Origin of the sequence: Tardiphaga sp. 839_C3_N1_4 (genome assembly GCF_051811045.1) — a bacterium.
GTDB lineage: Bacteria > Pseudomonadota > Alphaproteobacteria > Rhizobiales > Xanthobacteraceae > Tardiphaga.
Genome location: NZ_JBPWQD010000001.1, coordinates 372,818 through 390,137, shown reverse-complemented (window position 1 = coordinate 390,137; position 17,320 = coordinate 372,818). Strand labels below are relative to the sequence as shown.

Here is a 17,320-nt window from a genome sequence, read left to right as displayed (position 1 = left end):
CATCGCCGTGATTCCAACGGGATGAGCCCATGTGTCGCCTCGGGCTTGCACCATGGCGGGATCCCGCCGGATCGACTAGATTTGCGTTTCCATCACCAGAAGGAACCAAGGTGTTATCTCTCGAACTCGGGATCGTTGCGGTCCTGATCGTCGTCAACGGCCTGCTCGCAATGTCGGAGCTGGCGATCGTATCCTCCCGTCCTGCCCGCCTCGCCGCTTTGGTTGAAAAAGGCGTGACAGGTTCACGCCGCGCACTGACGCTGGCCTCCGATCCGGGCAAGTTCCTCTCCACCGTACAAATCGGTATCACGCTGATCGGTGTCCTGTCGGGCGCCTTCTCAGGTGCGACGCTGGGCCAGCGTCTCACGGTACTGTTGCTTGACCTTGGCGTGTCAAAAGGCCTCGCCGATACGCTCGGCGTCGGCATCGTCGTATCGATCATTACTTACGCCTCGCTGATCATCGGCGAACTCGTGCCCAAGCAGATCGCGTTGCGCGATCCCGAGGCCGTGGCGGTGCGCGTTGCGCCCGCCATGGTGCTGCTCGCAAAAATCTCGCTGCCGCTGGTGTGGCTGCTTGACCGCTCCGGCAAGGCGATCCTGTTCCTACTTGGGCAGCGCGGAGAAGCCGAGGAGAAGGTCAGCGAAGACGAAATCCGCACGCTCGTGACCGAAGCGGAAACCGCCGGCGTGCTTGAGCCCGGCGAAAAGGAAATGATCGCAGGCGTGATGCGCCTCGGCGACCTGCCCGTCGGTGCCGTCATGACGCCGCGCCATGAAGTGGCGATGATCGATCTTGCCGATCCCATCGAGACCATCCAGGCCGAACTCGCCGGCAGCTCGCATTCGCGCTTTGCGGTGTTCGATGGCGATGGCGATTCCGCCATCGGCATCGTGCAGGCCAAGGATCTGCTCGATGTGTATTTGAGCGGCAAGACGCCGGACATCCGCGCGCTGGTGCGCGAGGCGCCGGTCATCCCCGACACCGTCGATGCGCGCGACGTAGTGGCGATCCTGCGTGACTCGCCATTCCATATCGGCCTCGTACATGACGAATACGGCGTATTCCAGGGCGTGGTGACATCGGCGGATATTCTGGAGTCGATAGTCGGCGCCTTCCACACCGAGGAAGGCCCGGCCGAGGTCGCCTTCCACAAACGCGAGGACGGCTCCTACCTCATCTCGGGCTGGATGCCCGCGGTGGAGTTCGCTGCCCTGCTCGGCATCGAATTGCCCGCGCAGTCGCGCCCCTATCAGACCTTCGCCGGCTTCCTGCTGCAGGAATTCGGCTAGATTCCCGAGGTCGGCGACGAGATCGTCTCGCATGCCTGGCGGTTCGAGGTCATGGACCTCGACAGCCGTCGCATCGACAAGGTGCTGGCGAGCCGCGTCAAGGAAGAAGCGCTGGGGTAAATTGATCCCAGCGCTTCGCGTATCGGGTATCAGGTCGTGAACAGTGGCCGCAGCGAGCGGATATCCTTGACCTTCTCCAGATTGTTGATCTGATCGATCAGCTTCTTCGCCTTTTCGGCCCCGAGAACCGGCGCGATGAGATCGCGTGTCTTCGCACTCACCGCATCAGTGCTCAGCGGATTTTCCTTGGTGCCGGGCGGAAACTTGGTGAAGTGCTCCACCTTCTTGCCATCCATCATCTCCACCTCGACGATGGCGCCGCGCGGCGCGGCAGGGTCCATCAGAGCCTTATCGCCGACCACGGTTACCTTGGCGCGCTGCTCAAGGATCTTGGAATCCTTCATCAGTGCCTGGTCATGGCTGTCGACGAACGACACGGCACCCTTGACGAGTGCGACCGCCACCAGATGCGGGCAGTTGACGTCGGGCATCGCGCTGGTGCCGACGATCCCTGTCGCATCGGTCGGGATCTTGACAAGGATGCTCTTCACATTGCCAGGCGTCAGGCCATTCTGCTTGCGCAGGGTCAGGATGGCGTCGAGAGGCGACTGGATGGGATAGCCGACCGAGAATGTCTTGATCGCCGTTTCAGTGACGTAGAAGCGGCTGCCGAGACCGGCGAGCATCTCTTCCGGCTTCGGATCCGTGGACAGCGCAATGAACAGGTTATGCGTGCCATCGAGGACGTCATGAACGCCGGTCAAACCGGCCTGAACCATGGTCACGGCGGTCAGGCCGTTGCGGGCGCCCATGCCCGCGAAGTCGAAAGCCTTCTCGACGTGATCCTCGTCCTTCACCCAGCTCCACAGACCAGCCACCTGCTGCGAGGAATAGGAGATCGCATAACGCATACCCTTCTCGTCCAGCCGGGCCAGCGACGCCGCTGCACCAAGAGAACCGAAGGTGGAGCTGGTCCCCTCCGCACTGCGATGCGAACCACGGACGAGATCCGGTCCAAGCGCCATCAGCAGCCGGCAAGTGAGATCATATCCGAGCGTCACGGCCCGAATGAATTCGATGCCCGACCGGCCACCTTCCTTTTCCGCCATCGCCAGCGCGGACGGCACGACAGCGCTTCCCGGATGCGCCTTGGTGACCGGCTCGAAATCATCGGTCTCGTCTGCATGCGCGCACATGGCATTGGCCAGCGCGGCGTTGACGGCGGTAGTGCGGAAACTGGATCCGATCACCGACGCCTGCTGTTCGCCGCCGAGCCCGCGAACATATTTCAGGGCCATCTCGCCCGGATGCATCCGCGCGCCGGAGACCATCGCGCCGAAGGTATCGAGGATGCGGTGTTTGCATTCCGTCATCACCACATCAGGAAGCGCCTTGTCGCGCGCCGAGACCATGTAGCGCGCAAGACGCCCGGTGACATCCGCACCTGCCGCGGCAGCCTTCGCATCTGCCGCTGCAGCGTTGCGAATGATGGGCGGCGAAAGCGTCAATGCGGCGAGAGCACTGGCGGACTGAAGAACGCGACGGCGTGACGGCGTACGGCGCTGGGGCATGTGAACCTTTGACGATGAAGGTGGATTGGTTGACCAATTCGAGGCAACGACGCCTCACACGACGCATATTCCGGAACGCGGTATTCCGGTAGACGCACCTACGTCACTGCACCAATGACGTAAGCGTATGGATAAGACAAAATTTACTAAGCGCCTGACTTTGCGCCTGCCCGAGCGATGTCACCTGCGCTGGCCAGGCTTTCGACTTTCCAGCACAGATCCATCACCTTTGCCGCCTGTTTGTGCGGCAGGATTCCTTCAGCGAGATCCTTGAACTTGCGTTCGAGATCGGCATCGCTCATGGGCTTCTCAAGGCTGCCAATGGCGTGCTCGATCCGCTTCTTGAGCACGCGCCCGTCATTCAACTCGACGGACATCTCGACCTGTTCCGGCTTGATCGATTGATCGACAGTCGGAACGACTTTGCCGCGCAATTCGATCGTCTTCGCGTCGCGCACCGCCCCATCGCTGAACTGCTTCTCGCCGCCGGCGCCTTCGATAAAGGCGATGGCAACCGCATGATAGACGCTGAATTTTCCTTCGAGCCCCTCCTTGGGTGTCTTCTTGCCGGTAAGCTCGAGCACCAGCGGATGAACCTTCACGTCGACCTGTTTGATCATATCCGGCGTCAGCTTGTTCTCATTCCTGAGCTGGATCGCCGCGTCGATCAGCGGATGCAGGACGATGCCGCAGGCAAACGGCTTGTAGGTGTTGAGCGCTGACTCGTAACGCTTGCCGAGCCCCTCGGTGATCTCGGCATAGTCCTGCTTGGTGCTGATGGCATTGGCCCAGCCGCGCTTGGCCTCGATCATGCCATCGGAGCTGGTGTAATTCTTTGACGCAAGGATAGCGGCAAAGATGCCGTTGCTGGCAGCACGGCCGGGATTGAAGCTCTTGTTCATCGAACCGAAGGACTCCCGCAGGCCCACAGGCTGCGAGGCCGCGAGCCCCAGCGCCCAGATCATCTGCTGTTCGTTGAGACCGAGCAGCTTGCCAGCCGCGGCGGCCGAGCCAAATACGCCAGCGGTGCCGGTGATGTGCCAGCCAACGTCATAGTGGTTCGGATAAACGGCATTGCCGATCCGGCATTCGGTCTCGATACCGAGCACCAGCGCATTGAGGAAATCCTTGCCGGACACCGGCTTCATTTCCGCAATCGCCAGAATCGCAGATGCGACTGGACCAGCCGGATGAATGATCGTCTTCAGATGGGTGTCGTCATAATCGAAGATGTGACTTGAGACACCATTGATGAAAGCGGCGTTCATGATGTCGAAGCGTTCGTTGCGCCCGAACAGCGAGGCCTTCGCCGGACCGGAGAATGGCACCAGCGCCGACGCCGCGATGTCCACCGTCTGATGATGCGAACCGCCAATGGCGACACCGACCCAGTTCAACAGCGTGCGCACGCCTTCCTTGCGAACATTAGCCGGAAGGTCATCGTATTTGGCATTGACGATGTAATGCGCGAGAATCTGCGTCACATGCGGCGGAGCAACCGATGCGACCTTCTTCGGCGCCTCACTGGCAGCTGGCTCTGCAGCCAAGACACCACGCCCCGCTGCAGCCAGAGCCGGGAGCGCAGCAGCTGCCTGCAAGATGGTCCTGCGATTGGTGTACGCCATGGGATTTTCTCCGAACTATCATTCTTCGCGCGATCGACGCGCCGCTTCGTCGGGCTGCGGCGATACGCCTATTACAATTCGATAGCAAGCAGTTCGAATTCAGGCGACCTTACGGATTTGCAATATATGCACGAGATAGCGCTATTATCCCGAATTTCTCATTTGTTTCATAAATTCACCCCCACTAGCCTTGATGCGGTCTGTTTCCGTTGCACGTCATGCGCGCTCTGGATTCCAACAAATAACTTTCAGGGTGAAACGCTGCAGAGATTTATCATCCGGCCATGAGCGCTGCTCGCATTCCCTCAGAGACATATATCGTTTAGACAGCCAACAAATTTGCAGGTGCCGCTCTACGGCGACACATGCACCGACGATTCACGTCTGGTGCATGCCGCAGCGCATGCAGACGCAAGGAGATTAAATGCACCGACGTGACGTTCTGGCCGCGATGGCATCACTTGGCCTCACAAATGTGATTGGAAGCCGAATAGCGCAGGCTGCCGACGAACCCGCAATCCCCACCATTGCAGGCCCCGATCTCAATACAATTCCTCCAAAATTCCGCGCGCCCGCCGGAAGCGTCGATACACATACACACATCTTTGGCCCTGCCGCGGTGTATCCATTCTCGCCCAAGCGCCCCTACTCGCCGCCTGACGCTCCGCTTGAGATGTTTCGCAAGCTGCATGAAGCGATCGGCGTCGAACGCGCCGTCATCGTCAATGCGACCGTCCATGGGTTTGACAACCGCGTGGTGATCGACGCGATCGCGCAGAGCGGCGGCAAGTACAGGGGCGTCGCCAATGTGAACGACAGCATGTCGGAAGCCGATCTCATGGCGCTCGACAAAGGCGGCATCCGCGCCTGCCGCTTCGCCTTCCTCAAACGACTTGGCGGCGTCGGCGACATGAAGGTCTTCCGTACGCTGGTCGACCGCGTCGCCGCCATCGGCTGGCATGTGGACATTTATCTCGAAGCCGGCACAGTCCGTGAGTTCGTGCCGATCCTGAAAGCGCTCCCGGTGACTTACGTGATCGATCACATGGGGACGATCAGCGCCGCCAAGGGCCTCGACGATCCCGAATTCAAGGCACTGCTCGATCTGCAGGCCAGCGACGATAAGTGCTGGATGAAAATTACAGGTCTCGAACGCGCCTCGGCTGGCGCAGCGCCATTCCATGACTCCGTGCTGTTCGCGAAGCAGTTGATCGACAATGCGCCGGACCGCGTGTTGTGGGGCACCGACTGGCCGCATCCGAATGTCAAGATCATGCCCAATGACGGCACGTTGGTGGATCTGATCCCGCTTTACGCGCCGGATCCTGCGGTTCAACGCAAACTGCTGGTGACCAACCCAGAGAAGCTGTTCAAGTTCGCGCCGGTGACGTAATTGCCGCGGCCCATCTGGCGCCGAGATCTGCAGCCCTCGTGGTGAGGACGCGCCCTTTGCGCTCGTCTCGAACCATGGGCTTGTTGACACCAACCTTACCGCCGTCCTTCGAAACGTCGCGCAAGAACGCGGTTCCTCAGGATGAGGCCGTCCTTTGATCGGCGAGTTGGATCCCTAGAGCAGCCCCAGCACCACATCTGCCGGCCGGCACAATCGCGTGCCCTTCGGCGTCTCGACGATGGGTCGGTTCATCAGGATCGGATGCGCGATGATCGCGTCGATCAGGGCGTCATCGCCGAGCGCGGGATCAGCAAGCCCAAGCTCGCCATAGACACCTTCCTTCTCGCGCAGCAGTTCACGAGCGCCGCCTATGGCATTCGCTAACACTTGGAGCCGATCACGATCCAGCGATGTCTTGAGATAGTCGATTACCACCGGCTCAATCCCACTCTGCCGGATCATCGCGAGCGTATTGCGCGATGTCCCGCAGGAAGGATTGTGGAAGATGGTGACCGCCATAGCGCGCGAGGTTACTCGATCACCCGGCCGAACTTGTTCGACTTCGGCAGGCCGGTCGCGAGACGACCGGCGTCCGCACGGTTGCCGCGCCAGTCGGCTAGTTCCTTCCAGGTCAGACGATGCTCGCGGTCGGACGAATCCTTCCAGGTCAGGCCTTCCTTGGCCACGAAAGTGGCGACGTCCGACAGGCCTGCGCTGGTGTATTTCTGGAGCCGCACGCCGCGGCCACGCGCCATCTCCGGCACCTGATCGAGCGGGAAGATCACCATCTTGTGGTTGTTGCCGATGACCGCGACCTGATCGCTGCCTTCGCCGACCACCGTCAGCACGCGCGCCTCGTTGGGCATCTCGACATTCAGCACCTGCTTGCCCTTGCGGGTGGTGCCGACGCAGTCATCCTCATTGACGAGGAAGCCCTGCCCGTCGTGGCTGGCGATCAGGAACTTGCGGCCGCCCTTATGCACGAACATCGAGACGATGGCGGCGTCGCCTTCCATGTCGATGAACAGGCGGATCGGCTCGCCATGGCCGCGACCGCCCGGCAGCTTCGACACGTCGAGCGAATAGAACCGGCCATTGGTGGCCAGCAGCATCAGCTTCGACGTGGTCTCGGCGAAGAACGCCTTGTCGAGCTTGTCGTCGGTCTTGAAGGTCAGGTTTGAGAGATCTGCGACCTGGCCCTTCAGCGTGCGGACCCAGCCCTTCTCGGAAATCACGACCGTGACGGGCTCGCGCTCGACCAGTGACTCTTCGAGGGCAGCGAGATCGTGCTCCGGCGCGTCGGCAAACACCGTGCGGCGCTTGCCGAGCGGCGTCTTCGGCCCGAAGATGTCGCGCACCTTGCGGACCTGCTCGCCGACCTTGGCCCACTGCTCGGTCTCGGACTTCAGGATCGCGTTGATGCCCTTGAGCTCTGCGCGGAGTTCCTTGTCTTCCTTCTTGATCTCGAACTCTTCGAGCTTGCGCAGGCTGCGCAGCCGCATGTTCAGGATCGACTCGGCCTGCAATTCGGTCAGGCTGAACGCCTTCATCAAAGCCGGTTTCGGCTCATCCTCGGTGCGGATGATCCTGATCACCTCATCGATGTTGAGATAGGCGATCAGGTAACCGCCGAGCACTTCCAGCCGATGCTCGATCTGGTTCTTGCGGAAGTTGGAGCGGCGCAGCAGCACGTCGCGCAGATGGTCGAGCCATTCGCGCAGGCATTCGGCAAGGCCGAGCACCTTGGGGATGCGCCCCTTCACCAGCACGTTGAGATTCAGCGGAATCTTGCTTTCGAGCTCGGTGAGCTTGAACAGCGACTCCATCACCAGACCGGCATCGACATTGCGTGTCTTCGGTTCGATGACGACGCGGATGTCCTCGGCAGACTCGTCGCGGATATCGCCGATCAGCGGCAGCTTCTTGTCGTTGAGCAGCTCGGCGATCTTCTCGATCAACCGCGACTTCTGCACCAACCATGGAATCTCGGTGACCACGACATTCCAGGCGCCACGGACGCCCTCTTCCACATGCCACTTGGCGCGGGTGCGGAACGAGCCGCGCCCGGTCATATAGGCCTCGGCGATGCTTTCCTTGGAATCGACGATGATGCCGCCGGTCGGGAAATCCGGTCCTTTCACCCAGCGCATCAGCGATTTCGATTTGGCGTCGGGCTTGTCGATCAGATGCAGCGCGGCGTCGCAGAGTTCGGCGACGTTGTGCGGCGGGATCGAGGTGGCCATGCCGACCGCGATGCCCTGCGCGCCATTGGCCAACAGGTTCGGGAAACCGCCCGGCAGCACTGCGGGCTCTTTGGTCTGGCCGTCATAATTCGGGCGCAGCTCGACCGCGTCCTCGTCGATCCCTTCGAGCAGCAACCGCGCCACATCGGTCATGCGGGCTTCGGTGTAACGATAGGCCGCAGCACTATCGCCGTCGATATTGCCGAAATTGCCCTGGCCGTCGACCAGCGGATAGCGTGACGAGAAATCCTGCGCGAGGCGCACCAGCGCGTCATAGATCGACTGGTCACCATGCGGATGGAACGAGCCCATCACGTCGCCGACGATCTTGGCGGACTTCTTGAACGGCGTGCCCGGATCGAGCCGCAGCAGGCGCATGCCATAGAGGATGCGGCGGTGAACCGGCTTCAACCCGTCTCGCGCATCCGGCAGCGCCCGGTGCATAATTGTTGACAGCGCATAAGCGAGATAGCGCTCCTCGAGCGCGTCCCGCAGCTGCACTTCGTGAATTTCAGCCGGCTCCGGCGGAATCAGTCTTTTTCCCATGGCGAGGGGTTAGCGCCTCCCGGCGAATCGGGCAAGAAATGAATCATGCACCACCGATCAAGTTCCATCGATATCGGGGCGGCCTTGCCCGGGAAGGCCGCCCACGTCGTTCCGACAACCATGAGGCGTTCGATAGATGGCGGCTCCAAGCTCCGCCCGGACGCCCCCTTCCGGAGACTATTTGGCTTTCTGGATGGAGGTCACGACGATCTGACCATCGACGCGACCGGCATTGAACGTCACCTTGTCGCCCACCTTGACCGATTTCAGCATCGCCGGGTCCTTGACGCGAAACACCATGGTCATGCCCTCGTCCATATCGAGGCTCTTGATCGGACCGTGCTTCAGCGTGATCTTGCCCGCCGCTTCATCGATTTTCTTCACTTCTCCGCGCACCGCAGCGTCCTGCGCGGCCGCCACGACGCCGGACATTGAGAGCGCGACAAACGCGACAAGCGCGATAAATCCATTGGTCTTCATCATGCATTCCTTTGCTTCAGATTGAGTCGTTCGCATCGGCTATTTCACGACGACCTTGCCGGTCATGCCCAATTCACGATGCGTCGGGATCAAGCACGAATATTCGAACGTCCCTGCCTTCGAGAACTTCCACAGGATTTCCCCGGACTTCTTGGCCGCAAGACGCAAGCCGTTGGGCTCGTCATGCTCCATATCGGGATTTTTCTTCATCGCTTCGCCGTGCTTCAGATTCTCTGCCGTGGTCGCCAGCAGGAATTCATGTGCTTCAGTCCCCGCGTTACGGATCACGAAGCGAATCTGTTCGCCGCGCTTGACCTCAATGACCGCAGGCGAATAATCCATCTCGTTCATGCTGACGACGATCTCGCGCGCCGGCTTCTTGGGATCGCCGGGTTCGCCGGCCGAATATCCTCCGTGCTTGTCGTGGGCCGCAGCAGCAGCCGAGTAAGCCATCGCGACCAGCATGACGCCGCCGCCAATGTATTTCCGGGTCTTGTTCATTTCAGTTTCCATGGTGCTTGTTGTCCGTGATGACGATGTGCAGTCCTGGCCCTACATTCCCTTCATTTTCATGCCCTTCTTCATGTCCATCGGCTTCGATCCCTGGCCTTTGATGGTGTTGCCCTTCACACCCGTCTGTCGTGGAGCCTCGCTCTGCGGCGCCTCGATCTCATAGGCCACCGTGCCCTTCGGGAAATCGTAAGGACCGGGATCGCGGTAATCGTCGCGCGCGAGTCCGTCCCGCACCTTCATGACGCTGAACATGCCGCCCATCTCGATCGGACCGAACTGACCTGATCCCGTCATCATCGGCAGTGTGTTGTCTGGCGCCGGCATCTCCATCTCGCCCATGGCGCCGCCGGTGGATCCCATCACCATCGCATCCGGCGCGAGCTTGCCGACTGCCTTCGCCAGATCCTTTTTGGAGACACCGATCAGGTTTCTGACGTCGTGACCCATCGCATTCATGGTGTGATGCGACTTGTGGCAGTGGAACGCCCAGTCGCCGGGATTGTCGGCGACAAAATCGAATGCGCGGATCGCCCCCACCGGCACGTCAGTGGTGACTTCCGGCCATTGCGCGCTGTCAGGCACCCATCCGCCATCCGTGCAACTGACCGCAAACTTGTGGCCGTGCAGATGGATCGGATGATTGGTCATCGTGAGATTGCCGACCCGTATCCGCACGCGATCGCCGAGCCGAACCGGCAACGGATCGATGCCGGGAAAGACGCGGCTGTTCCACGCCCACATATTGAAGTCGGTCATCTCGTTGACCTTCGGCAGATAGGTGCCGGGATCGATGAGATAGCTGCTCATGATGAAGACGAAATCGCGATCGACGGGCCGGAAGCTGTTGTCGCGGGGATGCACGACCATCATCCCCATCATGCCCATCGCCATCTGGACCATCTCGTCCGAATGCGGGTGATACATGAACGTGCCGCTATGCTTCATCTCGAATTCGTAGACGAAGGTCTTGCCGGGCTTGATATGCGGCTGGCTCAGTCCGCCGACGCCGTCCATGCCACTCGGCAGGATCACGCCGTGCCAATGCACGGTGGTGTGCTCCGGCAGTTTGTTGGTAACGAAGATGCGAACCTTGTCCCCTTCGACGGTTTCGATCGTCGGCCCGGGCGACTGGCCGTTGTAACCCCAGAGATAGGCCTTCATGCCGTCGGCAAATTCGCGCTCGACGGGCTCGGCGACGAGATGGAATTCCTTCCAGTCGCCATTCATACGCCACGGCAATGTCCAGCCGTTGAGCGTAACCACCGGATTGTAGTCGGGCCCGCTCGACGGATGCAGCGGTGGCTGCATTGTTACTTTGTCCATCGTGGGCGCTTCGGGAATATTCGCCGCCTGGACGCGGCCGGTGACCGCAGCAGCGCTAGCGAGCGCTGTGGCGGTGCCGAGAAAATTTCGTCGGGACAACATGGTTTTCTCCATTTCAGTGCCCTCCTCCACTGGACGCCTGCGCGGCCGTCGCGGATCTTGTTTCGGATGATGGTTCGCCGCGGCCACCACCATTGATCGCGCTTTGCAGTTCGGACTGCGCGAGCCAGAAATTGCGCTTGGCTTCAATGGCGGCGCGCAGCGCCGCGATGCGTTGGCGGGCCTCGGTCAGCAGCGCGAATACATCGACCTGCATGCTGCTGAAGCGCAGTTGCATCTCGTCCGAGATGATCTTGCGCAGCGGCAGTACCTCGCGCTGGTAGTGACCGGCGATATCGTAGGTCGAGCGATAGACCCTGAAGGCATCGCGCGCTTCCGAGCGGATATTCACGGCCTTCTCGGTCAACAGGTTGAAGGCCTGATTGTAGGTCTCTGCCGCCTGTCGAACGCGCACTTCACCACCGTCAAAGATCGGAATCTGAAATTGCACGTCGAAGCCGCGTTCGCGGAACGGCGCCCCCTCCGGATCGCGCGTCCTGCGGTCGATACCGGCGACGTCGAGCAACGTCACGAACCGGCTTGCTTCAGTGAGGTTCAGCGACTTGGCGAGAGCGGCGAGTTCAATGCGGGCGATCTGCAGGTCAATGCGGTGTGCAACAGCATCGACCTCGATGCGCGGCAACGACAGCGGCTGGCGCGGCGGTACTGGAAGTTTTTGCGGCAGTCTGATGCCGATGTCGCCGTCCCAGAGACCGAGCAGACGGATCAAACGCTCGCGCGAACTCGTGGCCTCTTGGCGGAGCGTTGCGAGATCGGCGGTCGTCTCCGCGTAGAATACCTGCTCACGGGCTTGGTCGAGCCTGTTCAGCGACCCGGTCTCGCCCAGCTTCTGCGCGAGTTGCGCTGTAGCTTCCGCCGTCGACTTGGCGTCCGTCAGCAGGCCGACAAGTTCGTTGGCAGCGACGGCGCGGTAGTAAGTGCGTCTGACGTCAGCGGCAAGCCGCAGCGTCTCTGCAGCCGCACGCAATTGCGCTTTCTGGAATCGCTGACGGGCGATCTCGGAGCGGAACGGCAGTGTCGCCAGCGCCAAAATATCGCCGACGACCTGTCGCTCGATCTCCAGCGCTCCGTTTCCGGAAATGCGCGAGATCGAGAATGTCGGATTGGGCGGCAGGCTGTCACCGACGAAATCCGTTTCCGCAAGCGCCAATTCATTATACGCAGCCTGCAGGCCGCGATTGCCGAGCAACGCGATCTGCACCGTGCTGTCGACTGTCAGTGGCCGCCGCAGCAGGGCTTTGACGGTTGCATCGGCACGTTGTGCGTCATCGGGCGTCCGGATCGTAATCACGTCCTTGTTGATGGTCTCGCTTGCGACCCCGGCGACGACGCCCATACCGCCATCAGGCGAGAACGATGCACATCCCGCCAGCAACAGCGTCGACAGCAGCGTAATGCCGGCTGCAGACCTTGAACCGAACTGGCGCGCATGCGTGCGCGACGTGTGATGCTTGTTGAACATGAGTGCCCCCTACCGGCCAGATTTCGGCACAGGAGCGACGCGGTCGTTCTGCTCCCGCCATGCCGACGGGGCAACCGGCCGGAGGCTGCTGTAAGGAGCCACCGTGGAGCGATAGCCGACACCAGCGACCTTGGCGCCGGGATCTGCCGGATCGGCGCCAGCCAACGGCACGGTCGTTGGCATGCAGCCACCGAGCGACATACTGGCAGCGGTCGTCGCTGCAAGGATTCCCAATCTGATATCGAATAGCTTCCCGGCCACCGAACAAACGGCGGCGAGCTTCGCCCCAAGCTGCGCAAGCATGTTATTTTCCTGAAATGACGATGGATCACAGGCGCGCGTGCCCTTAACGGGCGCGGCACCGCGTCGATACGATCAGGTCAGGAAATCGGAGGGCGGTAGAGCCGGGCGGGCGTGCTGTCGGTGACCGCGCGATAGCCTTCGGTGACACGAAGGACCGTCGGCACCGAAGGGGTCACTATGTCAGTCAGCGGTGCCGGCAGCGCGGAAATACACATCAGGCCGCAGCATGGACCGTTCGGTGAATGCGGGACTTTCTGCGAACCGGAGGCATCGTCAATCGCCGTCAATGCGTGGTCGCCATCAGCGTGTGCGGCTGATGCGTGCGCGACAGAATGATCGTGCGCGTGACCATCCCCATGCATGTGCGCAGACGCGCTGCTGTTAACATGAACCATGCCGGTCATATGACTTTCGCCAGTCAGGCACGGCGCGACCGGGTGCTGTCCCGGCAAGGCAAAGGAGATCGTCGGCGCCAGCACACACAACAGATAGACCAGGGCGACAAACCACCCTGCTCTCAGCCGCTGCACTCTGGTCAGACGAACCAGCATCTGGACGCGATATCTTCCTATCAACCCGTCAACACGCGGAACATAGACGCGAATCCGGCATTCGCCAATGTCGAACTTGCCTCAGGACGATGAGATTCGCGCGAGGTGCCGCGTCACCGCGTTGATGAACCCTTCGCGGGCGTCGGAATGACCCTGCCCACGCGGTCCCAGTACGTTGCGGAGCAGGAAGCGCCCGGTCAGGTCGAAGCCGTCCTGCAGGTCGCGGTCGGAGATGCTGTTTTGGCCGTCTTCACTCTTGCGCAGGAATGACGGCAACCGCATCAGCCGGTCGCGATACGGTTCGCCCGCGGTCCGGGACACTGCGTTGCCAGATTTGGGTGACACGTAAATCAGGTCAGAGGTCACGCCGGTGGCGGCGCAATTCTCCAGATCGAGGCCGAAGCCGAGTTCGGTCAGCATCGCCAGCTCAAACCGGATCACATGGAGCGCGGCTTCGCCGACATCATCGAAGTCATCCAGGATGCGCTCCAGCGTCTCGTAGATGTCTTCATGCGGATCGCGCTCCGGCAGCAGCCGCGCCAGCGACGCGAGATGGGTGATGCCGTAGACCGCATGGGACGAACCCAGCAGCGTCGCGGCACGCATCAACGTGCCTTCCATCAGGTAATAGCCGAGCTGTTCGTCCAGCCGCGCCCGCCATATCGCCTGCACGCTATTGCCGGGCTGCAGCAGCGGTCGCATCTTCGATCCCGCACCACCGCGCACCAGGCCGAGATGACGGCCATGGCTACGGGTCAGCAGTTCGACGATGGCGCTGGATTCGCCATGCCGCCGCACGCCCAGGATGATGCCCTCGTCGGTCCATTCCATGGGGGCAGGTTACAGGAATTCGGCAGCCGCCGCAGTAAATGCGATCAGGCCTTGAACCACGTTTTCGCGTCGCCAGTGAAGGCGCAATATAGTCCGAGGCCGGTCAGGATGCATGACACGATCTCGATCGCACTGTCGAACTGCAGTCCGTACAGGCCAAGCACCTGAAACAGCGACAATACCGAGAACGCCAGCGACACCACCAGCACCCAGCGCGGCCAGCCTTTGCGGCGATAGGCGGCGAGCCACACGAGCCAGACGAAGAACAACAGCATGCAGGCGGCGACCAGATTCGCCGCCATGATGGTGCTCTCGGACATCGTGAGGTCAGGCGTGCGGTCCTGGAACGCGATCGACAGCGCGTCGAGGATCAGCGACATGTAGAGCAGGACTTCGAAATAGAAGACGTTCTTCGGAAGGTTGGCGGGAGCGGTCATCTTGTCGGCTGCACTTCCATCATCGCTCCTCGATCACTCGTGAGGAAATTCGAGGCCCATTTCGCGATAACGATTGGGATCGTCGCCCCAGTTCTCGCGCACCTTCACGAACAGGAACAGATGCACGGGCGCACCCACGATCTCGGTCAGCTCCCTGCGCGAGTCCGCACCGATCTGCTTGATCGTCGCGCCGCCCTTGCCGAGCACGATCTTGCGCTGGCTTTCGCGCTCGACGAAAATCGTCTGCTCGATGCGGACCGACTTGTCCTTGCGCTCGGTCCAGCTATCGGTCTCCACCGTCGATTGATACGGCAGTTCCTGATGCAGCTGACGGAAGATCTTTTCGCGGGTGATTTCCGCCGCGAGATGCCGCATCGGCGCATCCGACATCTGGTCTTCGGGATAGTGATACGGGCCGGCGGGAACGTCGGCTGCGAGCCTGCGGCGCAGGTCGTCGACGCCGTCACCGGTCATCGCCGAGATCATGAAGGTCTCTTCGAACTTCAGCCGCTCATTGGCCATCTGCGCCAGCTTCAGCAGCTTTTCCTTGGAGACGATGTCGACCTTGTTGATGACAAGGATCCTCGGGTGATTGACGCTCGCAAGCTGCGCGAAGATCGCCTCGGCTTCCTCGTTGATGCCCGCTTTGGCATCGAGCAACACGCAGACGACGTCGGCATCATGCGCACCGCTCCATGCCGTCTTGACCATCGCCCGGTCGAGACGCCGCTTCGGCAGGAAGATGCCGGGCGTATCGACCAGAATGATCTGGGCGTGGTTCTCGATCACAATGCCGCGGATCAGCGCGCGCGTGGTCTGCACCTTGCGCGAGACGATGGTCACCTTGGAGCCGACCAGCGCATTGACCAGCGTCGACTTGCCGACATTGGGCGCGCCGATCAGCGCGACGAAGCCGCAGCGGGTCTCGGCTGGTGTCCCTTCGGATTCATGATCTGGTTCAGCATCGTTCACGACATTATCCTTCATTGCCGCCACTGCTGACGCCTTCACGCGCAATCATTGCCTGCGCCGCGGCCTTCTCGGCGGCGCGCTTGCTACCGCCCTCGCCTTCAGCCGGTGCAAAACCCTTCACATCCACCTCGATCCTGAAATGCGGATCGTGGTGCGGACCGGAGCGTTCGACCTCCCGATAGGCCGGTGTCGGCAGGCCGCGGCCCTGGGCCCATTCCTGCAGCACCGTCTTCGGATCGCGCAGCGGACGCACCGGCTTGCGCATACGCTCGGTCCAATTGCGCTGCACGAAACTTTCAGCAGCCGGATAGCCACCATCGAGGAAGATCGCGCCGATCACAGCTTCGCAGATATCGCCGAGGACCGACTTGCGCAACCGCTGACCGGCGCCGGCGCCGACCGTGCCGAGCTTGATACCCTCGAGGAGACCCAACAGCCGCGCGACGTCGGCGCATGCTTCCTTGCGGACGAGGTCGGCGAGCCGCTTCGACAACTCGCCTTCATCCGCATTCGGGAAAGCGCGAAACAACATGTCGGAGACCACGAGGCCAAGCACATGATCGCCAAGAAACTCGAGACGCTGGTAGCTCTCGGTCCGGCTGCGCTGCGACTTCAGGGCCGACACATGGGTGAAGGCCGTCGCCAGCAGCAGCGGGTCCTTGAAGCTGTGACCGATCCGCGTTTCGATCTCGGCCGCGGCCGCCTTGGCTGCCGCGCGCGACTTCTTCTTGCGGGCAGCCGCCGTCTCCGGCGTAGCCTCGGTGGTCGGGCTCAATTCGTCGGTTTTCGGCGCGGTATCGATGGGATTGTTGGAGTCGTCGGTCATCGCACGATAGAAAAAATTCGATTCCAGCGCACGGCGGTCGGCCAGCGCCAGATCTGCCAAGCATGTTCGCCTTCGGCGATCGAGAAGAAGATCATCTGCGCGCGGCCGACGAGATTCTCGAACGGCACATAGCCGACGGCCGACAGCACGCGGCTGTCCGTGGAATTGTCGCGGTTGTCGCCCATCATGAAGAAGTTGCCGGGCGGCACGGTGTAGACATTGGTGTTGTCGTAGAAGCCGTTGTCGACGCAATCGAGCGTCTCATAGGTGACGCCGTTCGGCAGGGTTTCCTTCCAGCGTTTCACCCGCGCCGTGGCATCGGAGCCGCACGGATCTTCGCCGACGAAGTCGCTCATGCGCTCGCGTTGCACCGGCTTCTCGTTGATGTAGAGCAGCCCCTCTTTCATCTGGACGCGGTCGCCGGGCAGCCCGATCACGCGCTTGATGTAATCGGTGGAGTCGTCCTTCGGCAGGCGGAACACCACGACGTCACCGCGCGACGGCTCGGAGCCGAAGACGCGGCCGGAGAAGATGTTCGGCGACAGCGGGATCGAAAAGTGGCTGTAGCCATAGGAATATTTCGAGACGAACAGGTAATCGCCGACCAGAAGCGTGGCCTTCATGGAGCCCGACGGGATGTTGAAGGGCTGGAACAGGAAGGTCCGGATCACCAGCGCGATCAGCAATGCGTTGATGACAACACGGATGGTCTCGCCGACGCCGCTTTCAGTCTTCGTCCCGGATGTCACGCTCATCGCTTTCCCGATTCCCG

16 protein-coding genes and 1 pseudogene are annotated in these 17,320 nt (G+C 61.3%); 2 read left to right on the top strand and 15 right to left on the bottom strand.

Features of this window, described 5'->3' with window-relative positions; all coding sequences use genetic code 11:
- The first annotated feature begins 110 nt into the window (after positions 1-110).
- Positions 111-1,412 (top strand): annotated as a pseudogene (locus tag AB8A38_RS02220) (hemolysin family protein).
- A gap of 29 nt (positions 1,413-1,441) precedes the next feature.
- On the opposite strand, the gene AB8A38_RS02215 reads toward AB8A38_RS02220, so the two are convergent.
- Both AB8A38_RS02215 and AB8A38_RS02210 read right to left on the bottom strand, forming a co-directional pair.
- Entirely contained in the window at positions 1,442-2,923 is a 1,482-nt protein-coding gene (locus AB8A38_RS02215) for an MmgE/PrpD family protein (RefSeq protein WP_439084802.1), read from the bottom strand.
- A 146-nt stretch (positions 2,924-3,069) separates the two neighbouring features.
- A complete protein-coding gene (locus AB8A38_RS02210; RefSeq protein WP_439084801.1) occupies positions 3,070-4,548 on the bottom strand; it encodes an MmgE/PrpD family protein in 1,479 nt (492 codons plus the stop codon).
- Between the two features lie 424 nt (positions 4,549-4,972).
- Between AB8A38_RS02210 and AB8A38_RS02205 the strand changes: the two genes are divergently transcribed.
- Positions 4,973-5,941, top strand: a complete 969-nt coding sequence (locus AB8A38_RS02205; RefSeq protein ID WP_439084800.1) for an amidohydrolase family protein — start codon at positions 4,973-4,975, stop codon at positions 5,939-5,941.
- Between the two features lie 174 nt (positions 5,942-6,115).
- Here AB8A38_RS02205 and arsC read toward each other — a convergent pair whose 3' ends face one another.
- The 13 genes from arsC to lepB all read right to left on the bottom strand — a co-directional run bounded on the left by arsC (position 6,116) and on the right by lepB (position 17,303).
- Entirely contained in the window at positions 6,116-6,460 is a 345-nt protein-coding gene (gene arsC / locus AB8A38_RS02200; protein ID WP_439084799.1) for an arsenate reductase (glutaredoxin), read from the bottom strand.
- A gap of 11 nt (positions 6,461-6,471) precedes the next feature.
- Complete coding sequence (gene parC / locus AB8A38_RS02195) at positions 6,472-8,730, bottom strand: DNA topoisomerase IV subunit A (protein WP_439084798.1); 2,259 nt, start codon at positions 8,728-8,730, stop codon at positions 6,472-6,474.
- A 177-nt stretch (positions 8,731-8,907) separates the two neighbouring features.
- Positions 8,908-9,210, bottom strand: a complete 303-nt coding sequence (locus tag AB8A38_RS02190; protein WP_439084797.1) for a copper-binding protein — start codon at positions 9,208-9,210, stop codon at positions 8,908-8,910.
- A gap of 39 nt (positions 9,211-9,249) precedes the next feature.
- Positions 9,250-9,711 carry a cupredoxin domain-containing protein gene (locus tag AB8A38_RS02185; RefSeq protein WP_439084796.1) on the bottom strand — a complete coding sequence of 154 codons (462 nt, stop codon included), beginning with the start codon at positions 9,709-9,711 and terminating at the stop codon, positions 9,250-9,252.
- A 51-nt stretch (positions 9,712-9,762) separates the two neighbouring features.
- On the bottom strand, positions 9,763-11,148 hold the full coding sequence (locus AB8A38_RS02180; protein WP_439084795.1) for a multicopper oxidase family protein: 1,386 nt from the start codon (positions 11,146-11,148) through the stop codon (positions 9,763-9,765).
- Between the two features lie 13 nt (positions 11,149-11,161).
- Positions 11,162-12,628, bottom strand: coding sequence for a TolC family protein (locus AB8A38_RS02175; protein ID WP_439084794.1), 1,467 nt, complete (start codon positions 12,626-12,628; stop codon positions 11,162-11,164).
- 9 nt (positions 12,629-12,637) lie between these two features.
- Positions 12,638-12,931, bottom strand: a complete 294-nt coding sequence (locus tag AB8A38_RS02170) for a hypothetical protein (protein ID WP_439084793.1) — start codon at positions 12,929-12,931, stop codon at positions 12,638-12,640.
- Positions 12,932-13,008: 77 nt separating this feature from the next.
- Positions 13,009-13,482 carry a hypothetical protein gene (locus tag AB8A38_RS02165; protein ID WP_439084792.1) on the bottom strand — a complete coding sequence of 158 codons (474 nt, stop codon included), beginning with the start codon at positions 13,480-13,482 and terminating at the stop codon, positions 13,009-13,011.
- Positions 13,483-13,563: 81 nt separating this feature from the next.
- Positions 13,564-14,313, bottom strand: coding sequence for a DNA repair protein RecO (gene recO / locus AB8A38_RS02160; protein ID WP_439084791.1), 750 nt, complete (start codon positions 14,311-14,313; stop codon positions 13,564-13,566).
- A gap of 44 nt (positions 14,314-14,357) precedes the next feature.
- Positions 14,358-14,750 carry a hypothetical protein gene (locus AB8A38_RS02155; RefSeq protein ID WP_315842609.1) on the bottom strand — a complete coding sequence of 131 codons (393 nt, stop codon included), beginning with the start codon at positions 14,748-14,750 and terminating at the stop codon, positions 14,358-14,360.
- Between the two features lie 33 nt (positions 14,751-14,783).
- Positions 14,784-15,737 (bottom strand): GTPase Era, encoded by a 954-nt coding sequence (gene era, locus AB8A38_RS02150; RefSeq protein ID WP_439084790.1) that lies wholly within the window; start codon positions 15,735-15,737, stop codon positions 14,784-14,786.
- A complete protein-coding gene (gene rnc / locus AB8A38_RS02145; protein WP_439084789.1) occupies positions 15,727-16,608 on the bottom strand; it encodes a ribonuclease III in 882 nt (293 codons plus the stop codon). Before rnc ends, era begins: the two co-directional genes overlap by 11 nt.
- On the bottom strand, positions 16,545-17,303 hold the full coding sequence (lepB, locus tag AB8A38_RS02140; protein WP_115029240.1) for a signal peptidase I: 759 nt from the start codon (positions 17,301-17,303) through the stop codon (positions 16,545-16,547). The genes rnc and lepB overlap by 64 nt, the downstream gene beginning before the upstream one ends.
- Positions 17,304-17,320 lie beyond the last annotated feature (17 nt).

Bases quoted from the DNA above. Each gene is read 5' to 3' on its own strand.
- AB8A38_RS02185 (WP_439084796.1), bottom strand. From the start codon at position 9,711: ATGAACAAGACCCGGAAATACATTGGCGGCGGCGTCATGCTGGTCGCG.
- AB8A38_RS02210 (WP_439084801.1), bottom strand. From the start codon at position 4,548: ATGGCGTACACCAATCGCAGGACCATCTTGCAGGCAGCTGCTGCGCTC.
- AB8A38_RS02175 (WP_439084794.1), bottom strand. From the start codon at position 12,628: ATGTTCAACAAGCATCACACGTCGCGCACGCATGCGCGCCAGTTCGGT.
- AB8A38_RS02180 (WP_439084795.1), bottom strand. From the start codon at position 11,148: ATGTTGTCCCGACGAAATTTTCTCGGCACCGCCACAGCGCTCGCTAGC.
- AB8A38_RS02155 (WP_315842609.1), bottom strand. From the start codon at position 14,750: ATGACCGCTCCCGCCAACCTTCCGAAGAACGTCTTCTATTTCGAAGTC.
- parC (WP_439084798.1), bottom strand. From the start codon at position 8,730: ATGGGAAAAAGACTGATTCCGCCGGAGCCGGCTGAAATTCACGAAGTG.
- AB8A38_RS02205 (WP_439084800.1), top strand. From the start codon at position 4,973: ATGCACCGACGTGACGTTCTGGCCGCGATGGCATCACTTGGCCTCACA.
- lepB (WP_115029240.1), bottom strand. From the start codon at position 17,303: ATGAGCGTGACATCCGGGACGAAGACTGAAAGCGGCGTCGGCGAGACC.
- arsC (WP_439084799.1), bottom strand. From the start codon at position 6,460: ATGGCGGTCACCATCTTCCACAATCCTTCCTGCGGGACATCGCGCAAT.
- era (WP_439084790.1), bottom strand. From the start codon at position 15,737: ATGAAGGATAATGTCGTGAACGATGCTGAACCAGATCATGAATCCGAA.
- AB8A38_RS02170 (WP_439084793.1), bottom strand. From the start codon at position 12,931: ATGCTTGCGCAGCTTGGGGCGAAGCTCGCCGCCGTTTGTTCGGTGGCC.
- AB8A38_RS02165 (WP_439084792.1), bottom strand. From the start codon at position 13,482: ATGCTGGTTCGTCTGACCAGAGTGCAGCGGCTGAGAGCAGGGTGGTTT.
- AB8A38_RS02190 (WP_439084797.1), bottom strand. From the start codon at position 9,210: ATGAAGACCAATGGATTTATCGCGCTTGTCGCGTTTGTCGCGCTCTCA.
- AB8A38_RS02215 (WP_439084802.1), bottom strand. From the start codon at position 2,923: ATGCCCCAGCGCCGTACGCCGTCACGCCGTCGCGTTCTTCAGTCCGCC.
- recO (WP_439084791.1), bottom strand. From the start codon at position 14,313: ATGGAATGGACCGACGAGGGCATCATCCTGGGCGTGCGGCGGCATGGC.